This window comes from Candidatus Phytoplasma oryzae (genome assembly GCF_003263355.1).
GTDB lineage: Bacteria > Bacillota_I > Bacilli_A > Acholeplasmatales > Acholeplasmataceae > Phytoplasma > Phytoplasma oryzae_B.
The window spans coordinates 15,966-37,564 of record NZ_JHUK01000001.1; the positions used below are offsets into that span (position 1 = coordinate 15,966).

The following is a 21,599-nucleotide window of genomic DNA, read 5'->3' on the forward strand; positions in this document are numbered from 1 at the left end:
TTTTTAACCTTCTCTTTTTTTATTTTATTATTAAAAAATAAAAAAATTTTTTATTTATTATTATTTATTATAATTTTTTTTTTTTAAAAAATAATTCATTAGCATTTAAAGTTGTTTGAAATGATACTTCTTGAAAACTGATATTTTTTAAAAAAGCTATTTTTTCAGCTATAATTTTTAAAAAAGAAGGTTCATTTCTTTGATTTTTGTTTAAAGGAAAAGGAGTTAGAAAAGGAGAATCTGTTTCTAATAATATTTTATTTAAAGGTATTTCCTTAGCTATTTTATGAGCTTCATATGCTTTTTCATAAGTCACAATGCCACCAATACCTATATAAAAATTTAAATCTAAAGCTTTTTTAGCTTCCTGCAGATTAGAGACTAAACAATGAAAAACTCCTCTTACTTTATTTCCTTTTTGTCTATAAGACAACAAAATTTCATAAATTTCTTGAAAAGATTCTCTAGCATGTAAAATAATAGGAAGTTGGTATTTAATTGCTAATTCAATTTGAATTTTTAAGTTTCTCTTTTGTATTAATAAAGATTTTTTTTCATGATATAAATCTAAACCAATTTCACCAACAGCTACTACCTGAGGTAAATTTAAATATTTTTCAATATCAAAAGGATTTTGATTTAAATAATAACAAGGATGGATCCCTACAGCTGCTTTAATATAAGGTTTATCAATAGATAAATTTATCGTTTTTTTATTGGTTTCTTCATCCAAACCAGGAACAATAAAATTTTTAATATTATTTTGAAAAGATCTTTGTAATACATTTTCTAAATCTTCATTAAAATCCTTTAAATTAAGATGTGTATGTGTATCAATTAACATATTTTTTACTATATTTTTCTCTTTTTTAATCAAATATACAAAATAAAAAACTTACAAATATAAAAATATAAATTAATAAATATTATAAATGAATAGGTTTATCAATAACACCTAAAAAAGTTTCTAAAATTAATTCTGATAAAGTTGGATGAGGATGAATAGTATGGATAATATCATAAGCTGTTCCGCCTAATTCCATTGCAACTCCTACTTCAGTAATTAATTCAGTAGCATTATAAGCTAATATATGCATACCTAAAATTTTTAAATTTTTTTTATTAACTATAACTTTAGCAAAACCATCAATTTCACCATCTGCCAAAGCTTTTCCTACAGCATAAACAGGAAATTTAAAAGTTTTATAACTAATATCTGGATATTTTAATAATTCTTCTTCAGTTTTACCTATAGAAGATATTTCTGGAAAACCATAAACACAAGAAGGAACGTGATCATAATTAATACCTTTTATATTATCATTTAAATTTAACGCATGTGAAACAGCTATAATACCTTCATGACTAGCTACATGTGCTAACATATATTTACCATTCACATCACCAATAGCATAAACTCCTTCAATTGAAGTTCTTAAAAATTCGTCAGTAACTATACCTATTTTATCTATTTTTAAATTAATTTTTGTAATAGCTTCTAAATTAGGTTTTGTTCCTACAGCCATTAAAATAATATCCGCTTGTAAAACTTCTTTTTTTAATTGATTTTCTTCTGTATAAGAATAATAAACATGATTATTTTCGATTCGATCTACTTGTTTTTTAGTATAAATTTTAATACCAGCTTTAGTTAAAATTTGACTATATTTATTAATGATATCTCGATCCATATTATTCAAAATATATTCTTGTTTCTCTATAATTATCACTTCAGAACCAAATTTATTAAAAATAGAAGCAAATTCTACTCCAATTACTCCTCCGCCAATAATAATTATTTTTTTCGGAAAAACACTTAGTTGAACTATTTCATTACTGGTTAATAAATATTTATTTTGAAAAGATTCTAAAGCACCAGGTATAGGTGGTATAATAGCTTTAGAACCTGTAGCAATAATCATTTTTTTACAATTTAAAATTTTATTTTCTACTTTAACTTGATGCGGAGTTAAAACCTCTGCATAACTATAATAAATATCAACTTTATTTTTTTTTAAAAGCGAATGAACTCCAGCAGTTAATTGTTTAACAACTTTATCTTTACGTGACAATATTAATTTCCAATCAAATATATTTGCGCTTGAAGAATTAGATAAACCAAAATTACTAGCATTTTTTATTAAACTATAAACTTTAGCACTTTTTAAATAAGTTTTAGTAGGTATACAACCATAATTTAAACAAATACCGCCAATTTTATGTTTTTCTATTAAAGCTACTTTAGCACCTAACTGAGCTGCTTTAATTGCAGCAACATAACCTCCTGGTCCACCTCCGACAATTAAAATATCATATTCCATTATTCATATATTCCTTTTATTCAATACATTTTTCTAATTCTGAAATATCATTCAATAATATGGAAATTTTATTTAAAAATCTACCACCATAAGCGCCATCTATAATACGATGATCAAAAGTTAAAGCTAAAGGCAAAATATCAGATATTACAATTTCTTTATTTTTGAATACTGGTTTTTTTACAATACTACCAATCCCTAAAATACCTAATTCTGGATGTTTAATAATAGGAGTAGCATACAAAACACCAGTTGAACCATAATTACTTAAAGTGAAAGTACCATCTGTGATTTGCTCCATTTTTAATTTTCTTTCTAATGTTGTTTGAGCTATTGTTTGAATTTCTTTAGCTAATTGAAAAATAGTTAAATTTTCAATATTTTTAATATTTGGAACTATTAATCCATAAGGAGTATCTATAGCAATACCTAAATTGATAATATCTTGATAAATTAATTCATTCTTTTCATCATTAAAAGTAGCATTTAATATATCAAATTCTTTTAAGGCAACACTAACCACCTTAGCAATGAAAGCCATATAAGTCAATTTAATATCTTTTTTTTTAGCTATTTCTTTATATTTTTGCCTTAAAATAACTAAATTAGTAACATCAACTTCCATCATTAAAGTAGCATCTGGAATTAAATTTTTAGAAATTATCATTTTTTTAGCAATTGTTTCTCTTAAACGAGAAATTTTTTCAATTCTTTTTTTTTCTTCCTTGATCATACTTGTTTCACCATCTTTTTTTTAATTATCTTCTTCTAACTCTATATAAACTAAAACCTCATTTATTTTCACAACTTGTCCTTCTTCAAAACATATCTTTTTAATAGTACCTTTAACAGGAGAAGTAATATCATCTCTTAGTTTATCATTTTCAATATTAACTAAAGGAGTTTCAGGTTCAACTTTATCACCAACTTTAACATACCATTCTATAATATTACATTCATTGATACCTTCTCCTAAATCAGTATACTTTAATTCAAAAATTTTTTTATCATTTTTTTTTATTTCACTCATTTTTAAAACCTTCTTCTTTTTTTGATTAAAAAATAATATAATTATTTTTTTTAAATATTTTTTTTATTTAAAAAATTAATAGTTTTAAAATTATTTATAATACCATAAAAAATTTTTTCTACACTAATCATTTGATGATATTCACCTCGAGCTAAAGGCATAATAATATCATAACCAGTAATTCTTTTTGAAGATTCTTTTAAAGAATCAAACATATATTCATTAACTAAAGTGATTAATTCTGCAGCAGGTCCAAAAGTTCTTGTAGCTTCATGTACTACCAAAAATCGTCCAGTTTTTTTAACAGAATTCAAAATAGTTTCTCTATCAATTGGATTAATAGTTCTTAAATCAATCAATTCTACTGAAATATCATAATCTGTTTTTAATTTCTGAATCGCTAATTTAGCCATAGGAACAGCTGAACTCCAAGCTACTAAAGTTAAATCTTTTCCTTCTTCCACTACTTTTGCTTTTCCGATTTGTACTTCATACTCTTCTTCTGGTACTTCTTCTCTTTTTCCTCTATATAACATTTTAGGTTCCATATAAATAACCGGATTATTATCATTAATAGCAGCAATTAAAAGACCTTTAGCATCATAAGGATTAGACGGAACAATAACCTTTAATCCTGGAATAGAACCTAAAATAACTTCTAATGATTCTGAATGATGCTCTAAAGCTTTAACACCACCTCCGATAGGAAATTTTAATACCATAGGGCAGTAAAAATTATTTCTAGAACGATTCCTCATTCTAGCAGCATGAGATATCAAATCTTGTAAACCTACATAAACAAAACCATCAAACTGAATTTCTGCAATAGGTCTTAAACCGTTAATGGCCATTCCAATAGCACTGCCAACAATAGAAGATTCGCAAATAGGAGTATCAAAAACACGTTTTTCTCCGTATTTTTTTTGTAACCCTGCAGTTACTCTAAAAACACCTCCTAACTTACCGATATCTTGTCCAAATAAAACTATTTTATTATTTTTTGATAACTGAAGATCTAAAGTATGTTTAATAGATTCCAGTAAATTTAATAAAGCCATATTTTAATAATTTTCTTTCTTTTTTTCATTTTTTATTTTTTAAAAAATTTGTATATTCATTATATTGCTCTAATAATTGAGATGTCATTGTATCATAAATATGTTTAAAAATATCTATAGGTTTAACTTTATTTCCATACTGTTCAATCTCATTTTGTACTTTTTCAACATATTTTTTAGTTTCCTCTTCAATTTGATTAATTAATTCGGAAGTTAAAATATTTTTATTTAATAAATATTTTTGAAAACGCAAAATTGGATCTTTTTTTCGCCATTCTTCTTCTTCTTTTTTATCACGATATAAATTAGGATTATCATTTGTTGTATGAGCGCCCATTCTATAAGTAACCAGCTCAATAAGTCCAGGACTATTTCCCTGACGAGCTCTTTCAACTATTTCTTTAACAGCTGCATGAACAGCTAAAACATCATTTCCATCTACTTGTAACCCTGGTATACCAAAAGCATATGATTTTTCAGCTAAAGTTTCTGTTTTAGAAGCAATTTTTCTAGGAGTAGAAATAGCATATTGATTATTTTGAATCACCACTACTAAAGGTACTTGCAACACAGAAGCATAATTTAAACCGGCATAAAATTCTTCATGCGCTGTCCCTCCATCCCCTATTGTAGCAACAACAACTTCTTTTTTATTCTGGAATTTGCTAGCAAAAGCTAAACCAGCTCCTATATTAATACTTGAACCAATAATAATATTAACAGGCAAAATATGTTTAGATGCAGGAATATCTGAACCTATTTCATTACCATACCAATAAAGATATGGTTTATGCAAAGGAATATCTCTGTATAAGTAAATACCTAAATCCCTAAAATAAGGAGATATCCAATCATTTTCTTTAAGAGCTGAAGCTGTTCCTATTTGACTTGCTTCATGTCCTTGATTCATTACAAAAGAAAGCATTCTACCTTGACGTTGATATCTAACTGCACTAACATCTGCTATTCTAGTTAAAATCATTATTTTATACATTTTTAACAGATCTTGTTTATTGATTTTAGGTTCAAAATCAGAATTAATTACTTTACCTTCTAAATCCAATATTTGGAACATTTTTTTATTAAAAGAATTGAATGAATCAATTATTTTCATTTAAAATTAATTTCTCCTTTTTTTAATTAAAATATTTTATAACAATAAATTTATATAAATCAATAAAAAATTATTTAGATAAAAAAAATAACAAAAATTAAAATATTCAAATTAAAAAAATTATAAATATTTAATAAAATTATTTTTAAAATAAATAATATTTTTTTAACACAAATTTTTTAAAAAAATAAAAAGTTTCAAATAAAATAAATAAAAAAATTTACATAATAACACAAATATCATCATTTTCAATTCTAACTTATTTTTTAATTATTGTCAAACAGATATTAATAAATAAAAAATATAAATAAAACAAATAAAACAAATTATAAAATGAAATAAAAATATTTTAATTTAATTCAAACATTTATCTAACTGACGATGAATTCTTATAACTAAAAAATGAAAAATTTGTATAATTAAAAAAAGAATAATAAGGCAAACTAAAACTAAATCAGAATTTTTAAAATTATCAAAAGTATGAGATTCACTATATATAATAGCAATAAAAGCAATACTTTTTATACCTGTAATATGCAAAATACTAGAATAAGCAATAGAAGAAACAAAAATAGTATTTAATTTTAAAATCAAATGAGCACCAGCTTCTTTTAATAAAAAATATCTAATAAATTGTATTCTATTTGCTCCTAAAGTATAAGCAGTTTTATAAATTTCTGAATTCATTTGTAAAAAAACTTGTTCAAAATGACGTGTACTATGAGCAATTAAAACTAAACTTAAACAAATAAGACCTAATTTAAAACCATAAAAAATTTTAAAATAAGGTCCTAATAATAAATCTGTCAATAGTGACACTAACAACACAAAAGGCAAAGATAAAAAAAGATTCATAAAACTATTAATAACAAAACAAATAATTTTATTAATTAATCTTTCTTTTTTTATTTTTAATAAATACAAAATAATACTCAAAATTAATCCTATGAAAAAAGATATAAAAGTAGATAAAATAGAAATTTTAAGAGTTTCCCAAATACTATTAAATAATAAAAAAGGTTTTTTATTATTTAAATTAAAAAAACTATTATTGGGATAAATAAGAACATTATAAATACGTTTTAAAAAATTTTCTTTTAACATTATATATGTTTCCGATAAATAACCTAAAAATATATTTTATTGAAAAAATAAAATTAAGAATTATACTTTTGATTAATCCTTTCAGAAATTTGATCCATTTTTTCTACAGGAATCATTTCCAAATATAAACTATTTCTTTTATTCATATAGTCAATTAAATGTTGTTTTCTCAAAGCTTCTTTTAATATTTTTACTTTTTCTGAATTAATATCTTTTGTTTTTACTATTAAAGAAATTGTATAATCATAAATAGGATTTTTAATATCAGAAGGAATGATTAAAGATGTAAATAACTTAAATAATTGTTTTTTGGTACCTAAAACACCAGGATAATTAATGAAAAAATGAATAGAATTATCATTTTGAAACTTATTATGTAATTCCTTCAAACTAATTTCTTCTACTATTTCAATATGATTAGGAATTTTGAAATCATTTGGATTTAAAATAACATTATCCGCTTGAAGACCTTGTTTTAAATGAATTAAACCCATCTGTTGCAAAAATAAAAAAGATAAAACTTTTTGTATAGGATCAGAACAAACTAATATTTTTATTTTATTTATAACTTGATTTGGTTGATTTTGAGTCAATAAATTTATTATTGCATTTTGCAAATCTGTTATATTATTTATTTTTATTTGAGATTGAATTTGATTTTGTATTTGAAGAATTCTAGCATCTAATGTATAAAAACCTATTTTAGACAAATAAAAAGGTTGAGCAATCATTACATCTTCTGACATAGAATTATTACTTTTTTGTAAAGTATTTTTAGCAAAAACTAAATGAGAATCTAATATAGCTATAACATCTTTGTCATTTTGTAATAATTGATTTGTTTCTCTATAACTATTTCCTTTATAAATTACTTCTAAATCAATATTATCTTTCTTTAATTCAGGTTTTAAATTATCCTCTAAGAAAGCTCTAGTTGTTTCTAAAGCAGTTGCTATTTTTATTTTTTTCATATTATTATCATTTTTATGATTTCTTATTTTTATAATAATCCCAATAACAATTAAAAAAATAATTAAAAATAAAATTGAACATAATATTAATCTACTTTTTTTACTAAATTTATTTAAAAAAAACATGAATAAATAAGGCCTTTCTTTTTTTAATTTCAAATACAACATTTTTTAACTATATAAGAAATAAAATATAATCAATATAAATATTTAAAAAAAATAATTAAAATATGTAAAATTATTTAAATAATTTTTGATAAGAAATATTTTCAAAATTATAAGATGGTTTTAATAAGATAGTTTTTTCTATTGTACCTTGATTTAAAATAGCTACTTTATCGCATAAAATTTTGATAATATAAGGATCATGAGAAATTAAAAAAATGGTTGTTTTTAATTTTTTATTTATTTTATAAAACAAACGCAAAATCTTTTTAGCAGTACCAGGATTTAAAGATGAAGTTGGTTCATCACAAAAAATAATTTTAGGTTCATAAATTAAGCTTCTAGCTATAGCTACTCTCTGTTTTTGTCCTCCGGATAATTTATTGGGATAATAATTAATAAAATCTTGTAATTCAACAAAATTTATCATTTCTAAAATTTTTTTTCTTTTTTCCTTCGTAAAATTTTTTCTTATTTTCAAAGGTAAAGCTATATTATCAAACACATTTAAATTATTCAAAAGATTAAAATTTTGAAAAATCATAGCGCTTTGATATCTATTAAAATTTCTATAAATCAAAGTTTTGGAATTTACATCAGGTTGTAAAAGACCCAACATAATATTTAACAAAGTAGTTTTTCCTGAACCAGTATCACCTACTAAACCAAAAATTTGTTTTTCTTCGATTTCTAAACTAACATTTTTTAAAACAACTAATGATTTTCTATCATAAAAAAATGTTTTATAAAGATTACTAATTTTTATCATTATAATTAAAGACCTAAATTATTTATAATTTTTTTATATATTTCTTTGTGCTTATATTACGATATTAATTCTATTTAAACCAAATATATAATACTATATAATTATTCAATTATATTATATTTTTTAATAAAAAATATAATTATTTTATTTATTTAAAAAATAATTTATTATTAAATAAAATACTTATTAAGTTTAATCTTCTTTTTTCCCTGTATCTCGTGATAAATAAACTCCTGTTATTGTATTAATAATCACTCTTTCTCCTTCTGAAATAAAATTAGGTACTTTTATAACTAAACCAGTTTCTAAAACAGCTGTTTTAAAAGAATTATTTTTTTTAAAATTATTATTTTTTACAAAACTATCTGTTTTTTGGATTCTTAAAGAAATTTTATTAGGTATAATCACATCTATAATTTCTTTTTTTTCGTTATAAACTACTTCCACATCTGTTTCTTCAGTTAAATATTTTAAAATCTTTATAATTTTATCCCTAGGTATTTCTATTTGTTCATAATTTGTCATATTTATAAAAAAATATGATTCTCCAGATATATAAGATAATTTTAACTTAATTTTATGAATAATACCTGCTTCTATTTTAATGCCAGCATTAAAAATATATTCAATAATTTCTCCTGTTTGAAGATTTTTTAACTTACTTCTTACAAAAGGAGCTCCTTTACCAGGCTTTACATGCATAAAATCAATAATTTGATATATTTTATCGTTCAATTTAATAGTTTGTCCTGTTTTAAAATCATTTGTATTAATCATTTTTAATTATTATCCTTTTTTAAAAAATTAGAAATTAAACTAATAGCCTTTTCAGTTAAATTAAAACATAAAGCATCTAAAATTATTAAAGAATCAAATTGATTTTTAAACCATGTTTTTTGTCTTTTGGCATAACGAAGTGTTTTGGTAATAATATAACTTTTAGCTGTAGATAAATCTATTTTTTGTTCTAAAAAAAGTTTTATTTCTCTATAACCAATAATATTAAAATTAAATTTTGGAAATTTTTTTGTTAAGTTTTGAACTTCTTCAATAAAGCCTAATTCTAACATTTTTTCTAATCTTATAATAATTCTTTCTTTTAATATTGGAAGAGGTATATCCAGATAAAGAGTCAAAATATCAAATAAAGGTATATTTTTTCCTATTTTTTCAGATCTTAAAGTTTTTTGAAAAGTATTTCGGAAAGCTCTGATAACTCGATGCGGATTTTTCTTATCGAATACTAAATTAGGATCTTTTTTTTCAATAATTTCTAACATTTGATTAATATCTAATTTTATTTCTGATATTTTTTTTTTGTTATTATTCATTGTTTCTTGAAATTCATAATTAAACAACGCTGATTTAATGTATAATCCGCTGCCTCCTACTAAAAAAGGAATGTTAATTTTAGGTATTACCGACCGAACATCCTTTTGAAAATCATAAATACTATATTTTTGATTAAGTCCAATTTTATCCAATAAATGATGTTTAATATTCTTTTTTTCTTTTATGCTAATTTTAGCAGCTCCTATATTAAATTCTTTATAAATTTGAACAGAATCTGAATTAATAATTTCTCCTTTAAAAAAAATAGCTAATTTAATAGATAAATTAGTTTTGCCTGATGCTGTAGGACCAGCAATAATAATAACTTTTTTTTTCATAATATTTTGTTAACTTATTATAACAAATTATTCATTTAACTTTATCTTAATTATTTTTTTAATTTTACCTAAATTTAAAAAAACTCCATTCAACTGTCTTTTTCCTTCAGCTATTTTTTGTTTCATCTTATTATGGACATTTAAAAAATTATTAATAATAATATTTTTATCAGAACCAATAACACCTTCTAAAGAACCTGTCATTCCTACATCAGAAATATATAAAGTTTGTTTAGGTAAAATTCTATCATCATTAGTTTGAATATGAGTATGAGTTCCTAAAATAGCATCTATTTTACCGTCAAAATGATAAGCTAAAGCCATTTTTTCACTGGTAGCTTGAGCATGAAAATCTAATAAAGAGTAATCATACTGATTTTTGCAAATTTGTAAAATTTTTTCAACTTCTCTAAAAGGACATAATAAGTTATGACTGTCCATAAAAATTCTTCCTAAAATATTCATAATTAAAATTCTTTTTTTATTTTTTCTAATTATTTTGAAACCCTTACCAGGATATTTTTTTTTAAAATTAAAAGGTCTAATAATATTTGTATAATCTATAAAACTAGATAATTCATTATTACTCCAAGTATGATTTCCCATTGTAATTATATCTACACCTGCAAGAATTAAATTTTGATAACTATTATAATCTATGCCTTTTCCATTAGAAACATTTTCAGCGTTGACTATTATAACATCGGATTTATAGAATTTTTTGAGAAAATTTATTTTTTCAATTAAATAATCTACTCCTGGAATACCACAAATATCACCTATAAAAAGAATATTCATTTTGACTCCTTTTTTTTATTAATTGCAATTAATAATATAAAATTTGAGTTATATTTTATAAATTAAACATTTCAGTATATATTAATTTGATTCTAATTTTTCTTCTATTCTTAATTCTCTAATAACTGTTATTTTAATAGTTCTATTATTATGAATTTTCTTATTTTTTTGTATTTCTTTCTTTATTTTCTGAGCTATAATAAAAGTTTGTAAATCGTTTATTTCTTTAGATTTAACAATAACTCTAATTTCTCTTCCTGAACGAATAGCGTATGATTTTTCTACTCCTTCAATACTATCAGCAATTTGTTCTAATTGATTAATTCTTTGAAAATAATTTTCTATAGATTCTTTTCGTGCTCCTGGTCTTGATGAACTAATTGTATCAGCTATAGAGACTAAAATAGCGACAATAGTATTAGGTTCTTGATCTTCATGATGGGAGGCTATAGAATCAACAACTTCAATAGGTTCATTATATTTAATAGCTAATTCAACACCAATTTTAACATGGTTTCCTTCTGTTTTATGATTTAATGCTTTTCCGATGTCATGTAATAAACCAGCTCTTCTGGTAATAATTTCATCTTCGCCAATTTCAGCTGCTAATTTTCCAGCTAAAAAAGCTACTTCTAAAGAATGATTTAAAACATTTTGACCATAACTCATACGAAAATTAAGTTTGCCTAATAAATTTATGATCTCTTTATCAACTATACCTATTTTTGTTTCGTAAACTGCAATTTCACCAATTTCTTGAATAAAAGTATCCATTTCAGAAATTGTTTTTTTAAAAGTTTTTTCAATACTTGCGGGAGTAATACGACCATCATTTATTAAATTTTCTAAAGTTTTTTTTGCAGTTTCTCTCCTGATAGGATCAAAAGAACTTAAAACCACTGTATTAGGAATATCTTCTATTATTAAATCTACTCCTGTTATGATTTCAAAATTTCTAATATTACGACCTTCTTTACCTATGATTTTACCTTTAATATCATCATTAGGCAAAAATACAATACTCATATTATTATCAGAAATAATATCACTTTTTGATAATGTTTGCATTGCATAAATTAATAAAGTCTGAGCTTTTTTTTTAACTTGTATTTTGAATTCTTCTTCTTTTTCTTTTGCAAAATTCATTATTTCCTGAATAATTTTTTTTTTAGCTTCATTAAATAAAATTAATTTAGCTTGTTGTTGAGTAAATAATGATATTTCTTCTAATTTTTTTTTCTGTTGTTGAAATATCTCTTTTGTTTTGTTTCTTATTTGTTCAATATGAATTTTTATGTTGTTAATTTCTTGTTCTCTTTGATATAACAATTCTTCTTTTTTATTTAAATATTCTATTCTAGAAACTAATAATTCTTCTTTATAAATTATTTTTTCTTCTAAATTAACAATTACTTTTCTTCTTTGATTTAAATCATTCTCTGTTTCTTTTTTTAATAAATCATTTTTTTGTTTAGCTTCTAATATCATTTGTGAAAAAATTATTTCTGATTTTAGGATTTTTTCTTTAATTTTTTTTTCTGCTTGCTTTGTTTTTTTTTCGATTTTTTTCTTTTGTTTTAGAAAATAAAAAAAAGTACCTAAGAAAGAACAAACACTAGCGAAACAAAACAAAATAATAACTAAAATTATTTTTATTTTTTTCATTAAAATGCGTTTTTTCCTATTTTATTTCTAAATAATTATTAGATAATAATATATTTTAGCTAAATATAATTTCATTTTATTGATTCTTTTATTATCCTATCTTTATTTTATTTTTTTATATTTGAATTGCTACAAAAGTTATATAATATATTAGTAACATATTAAAATGAAAATTAATTATTCTATATTCGTATGTATATATTCTACTAAAATGATTCATAACTTGCATTTTTATTGTGTTCAATATAATTTACTTATATTCTTAATAATTTATTTTCACAATAAAATAATTTGTTTTAAGAAAATAATATTCCTATTTATATTATTACAAATTATAAACTTTTTCTAAAACAGTATTTTTTTAAAAACAATTTTGATTTTAATTAAATATTTCAAAAAATTAAAATTTTAATTATTTTCTTTTAAAAATAAATTTAATAAAATATTAAATTTATTTAAAAGGTTAAAAACATAAAAAATAAAATATTTTTATTTAAATTTTATTTAAAATCAAAAAAAATTATTGTCTATTAAACATATAACTATATTTTGCAACTTTACTATTATAACTATTATAATAACTTTATTTTTATGTTTATGTATAATTTTAAAATAATTAATTCAAAAATATCATTGATGTAATTGAATTATAATAATACAATTTAATAAAAATAAACATAATTTAATTAATTAATTATTTATATTTAATAAAATTTTAAAAAAATATCATAAAAAAAGAAAGGATTTTAAAAAAATGTTTCAAAATATATTAAATAAAAAAAAGAGAAAAAATTTACATATTTGTTTAAAATTAACATTAACCACAATAATTATGATTTTATTTTATATTTCTCTCAAATATTTTTATTTAAATAAAAATAAATCTGATTCAAATAAAAATGACTATTATCAAGAAAAAATTTATAAAAAAGAAGAAAAAGATTCAAACTACTACAATAAACAAAAAAAAGATTTAAATATAGAATTACAAAAACTAAAAAGTCAATATCAACAAAAATATGATTTATTATTATATCAAAATAAAAAAAAAATATCCCAAAATGAAGAAATAAAAAAGATCAAACAAGAAATAGAAAATATTAAAAAAAAAATAAAAATATTCGATAAAATTATAATAACATTCGAACAAAAAAATAAAAAATTATAAGGAAAAAAGAAATAAATTTGAAATATTTTTTATATTAAATAAAAAAATCTTTTGATATTAAATAAAAAAACCTAATAATTTACTAAAATTAAAAATAAAACAAAATCATAATTAAAATATACAAATATAAATTATAAATATTATAAAAAATTTTTTTTAATAAAATAATTTTATAATATTTTTTTAATCGCAGGATGTGTTATCAAAATTTTTTTAATACCATATGGAGGTAAAAAAGATACAATCACAATATTTTCATAAATTGAAATAATCTTTCCTATTCCAAAATTCTTATGTTCTATATTTTCAGATATATGATATATATTATCTAATTTTTGTTTATCTTTTTTATTCGAAAAATAACTATTATTTTTCGGCAAAGATTCTAATTTCATTTCTTCAATAAAACAAATAGGTTTGGAAGAAATATTTTGTCCAAATAAAAATCTATTTTGAACACTAGTAATATATAAAGATTCTTGAGCTCTTGTAATAGCAACATAAGCTAATCTTCTTTCTTCTTCTTTTTTGTCTAATAAAGAATAATTATAATAATTAAAAATATTTTCTTTATTAGATAAAAAAACTTTCTCTTCTAAACCGATAAAGAAAACTATTTTAAATTCTAAACCTTTAGCTTTATGAATAGAAGAAAGAATAACCTTGTTTTGTTTTTCTAAAACATTATTTGTATAAGATAAATTGATTTGAGATAATAAAAAATTGATTTTTTCAAAAAAATTTATTTTTTGATCAGGAAATGAATATTGAGTAAAAATATTTTGTAATCTTATTATATTTTTTTTAATTTCTTCTTGTTTCATATCTATTAGGTTTTGAAATAATTTTTGTTTTTTAAAAGCAGAAGAATAACCAATAATATCATCTATTATTAAAATAACATTAGTTAAATCACACTCATCTTCATTATGAAAAATTTTAGTAATTTGTTCAAATATTTTATAAAAATTAGCTACTTTTTTACCTATTTTAGTTTTTTGTTTTACTTCAGTTTGAATAACTTTAAATAAAGATATTTTTTTTTGAAAAGATATATTCTCTAATTTTTCTATAGTTTTTAAACCAATTTTACGAGAAGGAATATTAATAATTTTTTTTAAATAAAAATCTTTTTCAGGATTTAAAATTGCATTAAGATAATTTATAAATACTTTTACTTCAATTTTATTATAAAAAGAAATATAACCTTGAATCAAATAAGGAATATTTTTCATTATTAAATGATTTTCAATATCTTTATTAATATCATTTAAACGATATAAAATAGCAAAATCCCCATAATTATATTCATCATATTTCATTAATTTTTGAATTTCTTGAATTATAAATTGAGATTCTAAGTAAGAATTTAAAAAATGTTTATAAAAAACATTTTTTCCATTGCCTTTAACACTTTTTAACTGATTTTTAAAAATTTTTTCTGTTTTATAATTATTTTCAATTAATAAATTAGCTTTTGATAAAATTTCTTCTGTTGAACGATAATTTTTAAACAAACGATATATAGAAGCTTTGAAATCTTGCAAAAATAAGTTACTACAAATAATATCAGAACCTCTAAAGTTATATATATTTTGATTAGGATCTCCAACAACAAATAATATGCTATTTTTTCCTAAAATTTTCATCATTTGATATTGGATAATATCGATATCTTGAAATTCATCTATTAAAATATAAAGAAATTTACTTTGATAAAAATCAGATATATATTTATTTTCTTTTAATAATTTATAACTATTGATTACTAAATCATCAAAATCAAAAAGATTATTTTTTACTAAAAAATTCTGATATTCTACAAAAATATTTTGAATATAATTAAAATTTCTAATAAATTCTGTACGATTAAATAAATTTTTTTTTTCTATTTCTATATTAAATTTTTCTAATAATCCTATTTTCTTAAATATTTGATTTCTTAATAATTGAGTTTTATAGTAAGAAATAGCATTTTTTATTTTATTAACCGAAAAAAAATTTTTATCTAATTTTAATTTTTTAATTTGTTCTTTAATAATGATTTTACTTTCTTGTTCATTAATAATACTAAAATAAGAATTAAAATCTAAATTTGTTTTTTTTTCATATTTTTTTAATATTTTATTACTTAAAGAATGAAATGTTTCTACATTTAAATTAGAAAAATCTTCTTCTAAAATTTTATATAAACGTTCTTTCATTTCCTGAGCTGCATTATTAGTAAAAGTTATAGCTAAAATATTTTCTTGTCTAATTTTTAATTTTTTTAACAAAAAAATAATTTTAGCAGTTAAAGTTTTTGTTTTTCCTGTGCCTGCTCCAGCTAATACATAAATTGATTTTTTGTCTTGTTGAATTATCTTTTTTTGTTCTTCATTAAGGTTTTGTATCCATTTTAAAAACATATTTTTTTCTTAAATCCTTATTTTAATAAAAACTAATTATTTCATTTTTTTATTTTTTGAGCTATTTTAGTTAAAGATAAAAAATTTTTTACTTCTAAAGAATATTTTCCTACTAAAATACCATCTATCTCTTTTTGAAGAAGAAAAGATTCAGCATTTAAATTAGAAATAGAACCTCCATAAATTATTCTAATTTTTTTTGATATTTCATTTGAAAATAATAAACTAATTTTAATTCTAATATTTCTAACAATATTATTAATTTTTATAGGATCAGTTTTTCTTCCTGTCCCGATAGCCCAAATAGGTTCATAAGCTAAAATAATATTTGAAACATATTCTTTATTAACACTTTTTAAAATATTTTCTATTTGTTTATTTAAAAAAAATTGAGTTTCATTTTGTTCTTTTTTTTCTAAATTTTCGCCTATACAAATAATAGGATTCATTTTATGTGATAAAACTGCTAAAAGTTTTAAATTAACTATTTCATCATTTTCACTAAAATAAAGCCCTTCTTTCGCTATGACCTAACAAAACATATTGAACTCCTAAATTTTTAATATTTCTTGGTGAAACTTCTCCTGTAAAAGCACCTTTATCTTTATAAAAAACATTTTGAGCACCTATTTTTAAATTTTCACCTTCTATTTTGGTTAAAGCATCTAATAAAGTAGTTTGGGGAAAAATAATAGTTTCTATTTTTTTTTTATTTGGTAATTGATTTTGAATTTGAAAAATAAATTTTAAAGCTTCATCTTTGGATTTATTCATTTTCCAATTTCCTGCTATTATCATTTTTCTCATATCTTTTAATTGTCCTTTATAATATTTTTTCTTAATTAATATTTTTTTTTCTCATAGAGCAGTTAACAACTTTTAATATTTTAGATTTTTGAAAACTATAATTAAATAAATAATATTCTTTATTAGTTAATAAATAAAAACCATCACCCTTTGTTATATAATGTTGTTTTTTATTTAAAAATAAAATGACTTCTCCTTCTAACATAAAATAAAATTCTTCCTCTTTAGAATAATTTTCAATCATAGTTTGACCTTGTGATTCTATTTCTATTAAAAAACATTCCATCTTACAATTAATTATATTTGGAAAAATATAATAAATATTATTTTTTAATTCCTTATTATTCATTAATAAAAAATTTTCTGGTTTATTAATTATCTCTATATTAGTTTTTTCTTTGAAAAAATCTGATGCTGATATTTTAAAAATCTTTAATATATCAAATAATATTTTTATTGAAGGAGTAATTAAGTTATTTTCTATTTGAGAAATATAACCACTAGTAACTTTAACTTTTTCAGCCATTTCGCATTGAGTCATTTTATTATTAAGTCTTAAAATTCTAATTTTTAATCCTATGTTCACTTTGTTTTCCTTTTTTTGTATAATTTTTATTTTTTTCAAATATTAATATGAAAAAAATATTTTTTGTTAATACTAATTATTATTTTAAAAAGAAGTAAAATTTTTGATATAAATAAATATTCATTTTTAACTTTTGTTTTTTTTTTATTTGTTTTTTTTTAGTATTTCTTTTTAATTCTTTTTTTTCTTTTAAAAATTTAAACCAATTTAATAATCTATAAAACAAAAAAGAAAATTTTTTTTCCAATAATAAAAAATTTATATTTTTATAATTTTGTTGTTGAATAATATTTTTTTGTTTTAAATATTTTTTATAGTTTTTTAAATATTTTTTTTGATAATAAGTAAAAATCGATAATACTTTATCTTTTTCTTTTTGTTTTATTTTTGAATTAATTTTTTTTTTTTTAGATTCTAAAAAAATAGTTTTTTTATATATCTTTTCTTTTTTATTTAAAATTAATAATAAATTATTTTTATTATGTTTATATTTTTCTTTTATTTTTTTTATTTCAGATAAAAAAATATTTTTATTTATTTCTTGCGCTTCTTTTAAATTTAACTGAAGTAAAAACATTTTTTCTTTCATTTCTTTTAATTGATTTTCGGTTTGAAGAGTTAAATGAAACAAACTCTTATTTAATTCTATTGCTTTATGTTTAATTTCAAAAATGATATTTTCTTTTTTAAAAAAATATATATCTTCAATAATTTCATTACATAAATAAGATATACAACTTATTTTTTGTGTATATTCTAAAAAATTTTTTCTTTTATATTTTTCTTTATTTTGAAAAAATTTTTTTTGATATTTATGAAAATTTTTATATTCTAAATTTAATTTAGGATAAAATGTTTCCATATTCTTACAAAGATCAAACCAATAATTTAAAATTTTTCTATAATAAAGAAATAACCAAATTTTTTTTCCAAATCTTTTTTTATTTTTTAATTTTTCTATTTTATTTAAATATAAAAATATTTTTTTTTGAAAAAAATTATTTTTTTGTAATTTTTTATTTTGTTCTGTTTTTAATTTACTAATTTTATTATAATAATCTATATTATCTTTTTTTTTTTGAATATTTAATTTTAAAGACTCTTTTTTTAAAACAATATAAAAACTTTCATATTTTTTCATTTTATTTTCTATTAAAAATAGAATATTATCTTGATTTAAATTAAAATAAGATTTATTTTTTTGTATAATGTTTCTTAATAAAAATATATTTTTTTCATAATATTCTAATAAATGATTATTCATATTAATTTTTTTTTGTAAATTTATCTTTTTTAAACTATATAATTTTTTCACCCATAAATAATAATTATCAAATTGTTTATCTTTTAATTTATCAATAAAAAGCTGATATAGTTCATTAATAAATGAAAATTTTTTCAAAAAAAATTGATCTTCTTCTTTATAATTAAAATTTAAAAAATATGAACTTAATTTTAATTTAATATCTTTAAATAAACTTTGATCTTTTTTTTTTATATTATTCATATATTCAGAAAATAAATTCAAATCATTTAAATTTTTTTGATAATTTTCAAAATATTGTTCTACTAAATATTTAAATTGAACTTTAATTAATTTTTCTCTTTTTAAAAAATCATATTTATTTTGTTCACAAATAATAATTTGTTTTTGAATTTGACTTTCTTGATTATTTTTTAAATATATCTTCTGATTTTTTAATTCTTTAATTTTTTCATTTTTTTTAATAATATTTTCAAAATAAAAAGATTTTAAGTTTATTTTTTCTATTTTTATTTGCATTTTTAAAAGACATTTTTTTTTTTCATGTTTATTATTTAAAAATAACATTTTTTTTTGATATTTTAAATTTTCTATTTTTAATTTTTCTAAAATTTCTGATTTTTGAAATAAGAACAGTATTGAACTTTTGGATTGATCTTCTTCCGAATTCAACTCTATAATGCTATATTTTCTATCTATTTCTATTAATCTAAATTCAAGTTCTATGTCATTCAATTGTTGTAACAGAATATTTTTAAATATATTTTTTTCTTGATTTTGAAAAGAAATATTAGTTTCAATTTGTGCTTGTTTCATTTGTATTATTTTTTTTTTTTCAATGGAAATCAAATTTATTTTTTGATTATAAAAATATTTTAAAAATATATATTTTTTACGCCAAAAATATTTTTTTTTAAAATTCGAAAATTCAATTTGTATTTTTTTTTTTATAAAATTTTTATAGTTATAATAATTTTTTTTGTTAACTTGCTTAAAATTAAAAAATATTCTTAATTTTTCTTGAATAAATAAATTATTTTGTTCCTTTTCTAAATCTTGTTTTTGTTTATTAAATTCTTCTTGTTGTTGAATTAAAATTTTATTATGATAATTTAAATCATTTTCTAAATGATTATTAATATTCTTAATATACAAGTTTAAAAGATCTTCTTCTTTTTTATCTTGTTGTATTTGTTGAATTATATCTTCATATTTATTATCAATAATTACTATTTTTTCTTTATAATTCAGTTTTAATTTTCTTATTTTTTCATTTAATAAAACTGATTTTTGATAAAAAAAATTTTTTATTTTTTCTTTTTTTTCACTAATTTTATTTGAAACTTCTTTATTTTGATTTACAAAAATCTTTTCTTGTTGTTCTTGTTCTAAAACAGATTTTTTTCCTAAAATTAATATTTTTTTTAAATAATTTTCAAAATCTTCATCTATTTTTTGAATTATGCTTTTAAATTCCAAATATGTTTTGTTTTTTTTATAGAAATCATTATGAAATGAACTATAAGTTATATCTTTCTTAGTAGATATAATATCTTCTTTATTAATAATTTTTTTTTGTTTTTTAGATATTTGTTGAAGTTTTTTTTTAATATTTTTAATATTTTCTTGATATTCATCATTAATTTTTTGAATTTGTTCAATAATATCTTTTTGAAATTGAATATTTATTTTTGGATTTTGTATTTCTACTAAAAAATTAATCTTTTTCTTATCAAAATCTTCAAAAAAATCATTTTCTAAAATTTTTTGTTCTAATTGTTTTATTTCAAAAATAAAATTTTTTAAATATATTCTTTCTTTATTTTCTTCATTTTGAATATTTAAAAACATTTTTATAAAACCTCGCGAAATAAAACAAATAAATTTGTTTTTTTAATATTTTATATATTTTTAATATATATTATTTTTTATACCTATTCATTATACCATACACAAATAATAGTAAACTAATAGGATACAAAAGATTTTTTTGTTTATGATGGATATTTTTTTATTAAAAAAGAATTTTTTTATTATTGTAGTAGAGATAATTTGATTACTATATAATAATACTAAGATTGTTGAAATTAATTAATAAAATTAATTAAGGAGCATTATAATATTATGTATCATTATTTTATAGGAATCATAACGGAAATACAAAAAGATCATATTATTTTAGAAAACAATAATATCGGTTATATTATTCAATTCTACCATCCACATAATATTTTTGTTTTAAATCAAAAAATAAAAATATTTCTTTATTTTTATGTTAGAGAAAATATAAATTGTTTATATGGTTTTATTAATTTAGACATGTTAAAACTTTTTAAAAAATTGATAAGTATACCTAGTATAGGTCCTAAAAGTGCCATTATGATAACAAATACAGATTTTGTAAAACAAATTAAACAAACTTTAAAAAATAATGATTTATCTGAATTATTAAAATTCCCAGGTATTGGTAAAAAAACAGCTCAACAAATTCTTTTTCATTTCAGAGATAATTATTTTTCATTAGATGAAAAAAATACATCAGTTTCAAAAAAAGAAGACCTTAAAGAAGCATTAAATAATTTAGGTTTTTTAAACAAAGAAATTGAATCTATAACTAATAAAATAAATTTTAATCAAAACTTAGAAAATATAATAAAAGAGGCATTAGTTTTTTTAACTAAAAAATAAATAATAATTTTAA

At 19.5% G+C, this 21,599-nt stretch carries 18 protein-coding genes and 1 pseudogene; 2 read left to right on the top strand and 17 right to left on the bottom strand.

Annotated features, from left to right (window positions below):
• Positions 1-67 precede the first annotated feature (67 nt).
• The 13 genes from DH96_RS00065 to rny all read right to left on the bottom strand — a co-directional run bounded on the left by DH96_RS00065 (position 68) and on the right by rny (position 12,665).
• Positions 68-844, bottom strand: coding sequence for a TatD family hydrolase (locus tag DH96_RS00065; protein WP_111961277.1), 777 nt, complete (start codon positions 842-844; stop codon positions 68-70).
• Between the two features lie 82 nt (positions 845-926).
• Positions 927-2,324 carry a dihydrolipoyl dehydrogenase gene (gene lpdA / locus DH96_RS00070; RefSeq protein WP_102135017.1) on the bottom strand — a complete coding sequence of 466 codons (1,398 nt, stop codon included), beginning with the start codon at positions 2,322-2,324 and terminating at the stop codon, positions 927-929.
• Between the two features lie 13 nt (positions 2,325-2,337).
• Positions 2,338-3,054: a dihydrolipoamide acetyltransferase family protein gene (locus DH96_RS00075; RefSeq protein ID WP_066539739.1), complete on the bottom strand. Its 717-nt coding sequence runs from the start codon at positions 3,052-3,054 to the stop codon at positions 2,338-2,340.
• 21 nt (positions 3,055-3,075) lie between these two features.
• Positions 3,076-3,351 (bottom strand): biotin/lipoyl-containing protein, encoded by a 276-nt coding sequence (locus DH96_RS02205; protein ID WP_235590190.1) that lies wholly within the window; start codon positions 3,349-3,351, stop codon positions 3,076-3,078.
• Between the two features lie 50 nt (positions 3,352-3,401).
• Positions 3,402-4,409, bottom strand: a complete 1,008-nt coding sequence (locus DH96_RS00080; protein ID WP_066539741.1) for an alpha-ketoacid dehydrogenase subunit beta — start codon at positions 4,407-4,409, stop codon at positions 3,402-3,404.
• 25 nt (positions 4,410-4,434) lie between these two features.
• The gene (gene pdhA / locus DH96_RS00085) at positions 4,435-5,523 is read right to left on the bottom strand and encodes a pyruvate dehydrogenase (acetyl-transferring) E1 component subunit alpha (protein ID WP_066539746.1); all 1,089 of its coding nucleotides are present in this window, start codon (positions 5,521-5,523) and stop codon (positions 4,435-4,437) included.
• 354 nt (positions 5,524-5,877) lie between these two features.
• Entirely contained in the window at positions 5,878-6,627 is a 750-nt protein-coding gene (locus DH96_RS00090; RefSeq protein ID WP_066539748.1) for an ABC transporter permease subunit, read from the bottom strand.
• A gap of 53 nt (positions 6,628-6,680) precedes the next feature.
• Positions 6,681-7,766, bottom strand: a complete 1,086-nt coding sequence (locus tag DH96_RS00095; RefSeq protein ID WP_146735083.1) for a type 2 periplasmic-binding domain-containing protein — start codon at positions 7,764-7,766, stop codon at positions 6,681-6,683.
• A gap of 70 nt (positions 7,767-7,836) precedes the next feature.
• Positions 7,837-8,532 carry an ATP-binding cassette domain-containing protein gene (locus tag DH96_RS00100; protein ID WP_066539753.1) on the bottom strand — a complete coding sequence of 232 codons (696 nt, stop codon included), beginning with the start codon at positions 8,530-8,532 and terminating at the stop codon, positions 7,837-7,839.
• Positions 8,533-8,724: 192 nt separating this feature from the next.
• A complete protein-coding gene (efp, locus tag DH96_RS00105; RefSeq protein WP_066539755.1) occupies positions 8,725-9,309 on the bottom strand; it encodes an elongation factor P in 585 nt (194 codons plus the stop codon).
• 2 nt (positions 9,310-9,311) lie between these two features.
• Entirely contained in the window at positions 9,312-10,202 is an 891-nt protein-coding gene (miaA, locus tag DH96_RS00110) for a tRNA (adenosine(37)-N6)-dimethylallyltransferase MiaA (RefSeq protein WP_066539758.1), read from the bottom strand.
• A 27-nt stretch (positions 10,203-10,229) separates the two neighbouring features.
• Positions 10,230-11,000: a TIGR00282 family metallophosphoesterase gene (locus DH96_RS00115; RefSeq protein ID WP_066539761.1), complete on the bottom strand. Its 771-nt coding sequence runs from the start codon at positions 10,998-11,000 to the stop codon at positions 10,230-10,232.
• A gap of 81 nt (positions 11,001-11,081) precedes the next feature.
• Positions 11,082-12,665: a ribonuclease Y gene (gene rny / locus DH96_RS00120; protein ID WP_066539764.1), complete on the bottom strand. Its 1,584-nt coding sequence runs from the start codon at positions 12,663-12,665 to the stop codon at positions 11,082-11,084.
• Positions 12,666-13,419: 754 nt separating this feature from the next.
• Between rny and DH96_RS00125 the strand changes: the two genes are divergently transcribed.
• The gene (locus DH96_RS00125; protein ID WP_066539766.1) at positions 13,420-13,833 is read left to right on the top strand and encodes a hypothetical protein; all 414 of its coding nucleotides are present in this window, start codon (positions 13,420-13,422) and stop codon (positions 13,831-13,833) included.
• Positions 13,834-14,003: 170 nt separating this feature from the next.
• Here the strand turns inward: DH96_RS00125 and DH96_RS00130 are convergent, their stop codons facing one another.
• From DH96_RS00130 to DH96_RS00145, 4 genes and pseudogenes are all read right to left on the bottom strand, one after another.
• Complete coding sequence (locus DH96_RS00130) at positions 14,004-16,241, bottom strand: ATP-dependent helicase (protein ID WP_066539769.1); 2,238 nt, start codon at positions 16,239-16,241, stop codon at positions 14,004-14,006.
• Between the two features lie 41 nt (positions 16,242-16,282).
• A pseudogene (tpiA, locus tag DH96_RS02240) lies at positions 16,283-17,048 on the bottom strand (triose-phosphate isomerase).
• Positions 17,049-17,079: 31 nt separating this feature from the next.
• A complete protein-coding gene (locus DH96_RS00140) occupies positions 17,080-17,634 on the bottom strand; it encodes a helix-turn-helix domain-containing protein (RefSeq protein ID WP_066539771.1) in 555 nt (184 codons plus the stop codon).
• 79 nt (positions 17,635-17,713) lie between these two features.
• Positions 17,714-20,749: an RNA polymerase beta'' subunit family protein gene (locus DH96_RS00145; protein WP_066539774.1), complete on the bottom strand. Its 3,036-nt coding sequence runs from the start codon at positions 20,747-20,749 to the stop codon at positions 17,714-17,716.
• Positions 20,750-21,022: 273 nt separating this feature from the next.
• Here DH96_RS00145 and ruvA point away from each other — a divergent pair, with 273 nt between their 5' ends.
• On the top strand, positions 21,023-21,586 hold the full coding sequence (ruvA, locus tag DH96_RS00150; RefSeq protein WP_066539777.1) for a Holliday junction branch migration protein RuvA: 564 nt from the start codon (positions 21,023-21,025) through the stop codon (positions 21,584-21,586).
• The last annotated feature ends 13 nt before the right edge of the window (positions 21,587-21,599 follow it).

Coding starts and splice junctions, on each gene's coding strand:
- DH96_RS00115 (WP_066539761.1), bottom strand. CDS start 11,000: ATGAATATTCTTTTTATAGGTGATATTTGTGGTATTCCAGGAGTAGAT.
- DH96_RS02205 (WP_235590190.1), bottom strand. CDS start 3,351: ATGAGTGAAATAAAAAAAAATGATAAAAAAATTTTTGAATTAAAGTAT.
- DH96_RS00075 (WP_066539739.1), bottom strand. CDS start 3,054: ATGATCAAGGAAGAAAAAAAAAGAATTGAAAAAATTTCTCGTTTAAGA.
- DH96_RS00090 (WP_066539748.1), bottom strand. CDS start 6,627: ATGTTAAAAGAAAATTTTTTAAAACGTATTTATAATGTTCTTATTTAT.
- miaA (WP_066539758.1), bottom strand. CDS start 10,202: ATGAAAAAAAAAGTTATTATTATTGCTGGTCCTACAGCATCAGGCAAA.
- DH96_RS00100 (WP_066539753.1), bottom strand. CDS start 8,532: ATGATAAAAATTAGTAATCTTTATAAAACATTTTTTTATGATAGAAAA.
- pdhA (WP_066539746.1), bottom strand. CDS start 5,523: ATGAAAATAATTGATTCATTCAATTCTTTTAATAAAAAAATGTTCCAA.
- DH96_RS00125 (WP_066539766.1), top strand. CDS start 13,420: ATGTTTCAAAATATATTAAATAAAAAAAAGAGAAAAAATTTACATATT.
- DH96_RS00080 (WP_066539741.1), bottom strand. CDS start 4,409: ATGGCTTTATTAAATTTACTGGAATCTATTAAACATACTTTAGATCTT.
- ruvA (WP_066539777.1), top strand. CDS start 21,023: ATGTATCATTATTTTATAGGAATCATAACGGAAATACAAAAAGATCAT.
- rny (WP_066539764.1), bottom strand. CDS start 12,665: ATGAAAAAAATAAAAATAATTTTAGTTATTATTTTGTTTTGTTTCGCT.
- DH96_RS00130 (WP_066539769.1), bottom strand. CDS start 16,241: ATGTTTTTAAAATGGATACAAAACCTTAATGAAGAACAAAAAAAGATA.
- efp (WP_066539755.1), bottom strand. CDS start 9,309: ATGATTAATACAAATGATTTTAAAACAGGACAAACTATTAAATTGAAC.
- DH96_RS00065 (WP_111961277.1), bottom strand. CDS start 844: ATGTTAATTGATACACATACACATCTTAATTTAAAGGATTTTAATGAA.
- DH96_RS00145 (WP_066539774.1), bottom strand. CDS start 20,749: ATGTTTTTAAATATTCAAAATGAAGAAAATAAAGAAAGAATATATTTA.
- DH96_RS00095 (WP_146735083.1), bottom strand. CDS start 7,766: ATGTTGTATTTGAAATTAAAAAAAGAAAGGCCTTATTTATTCATGTTT.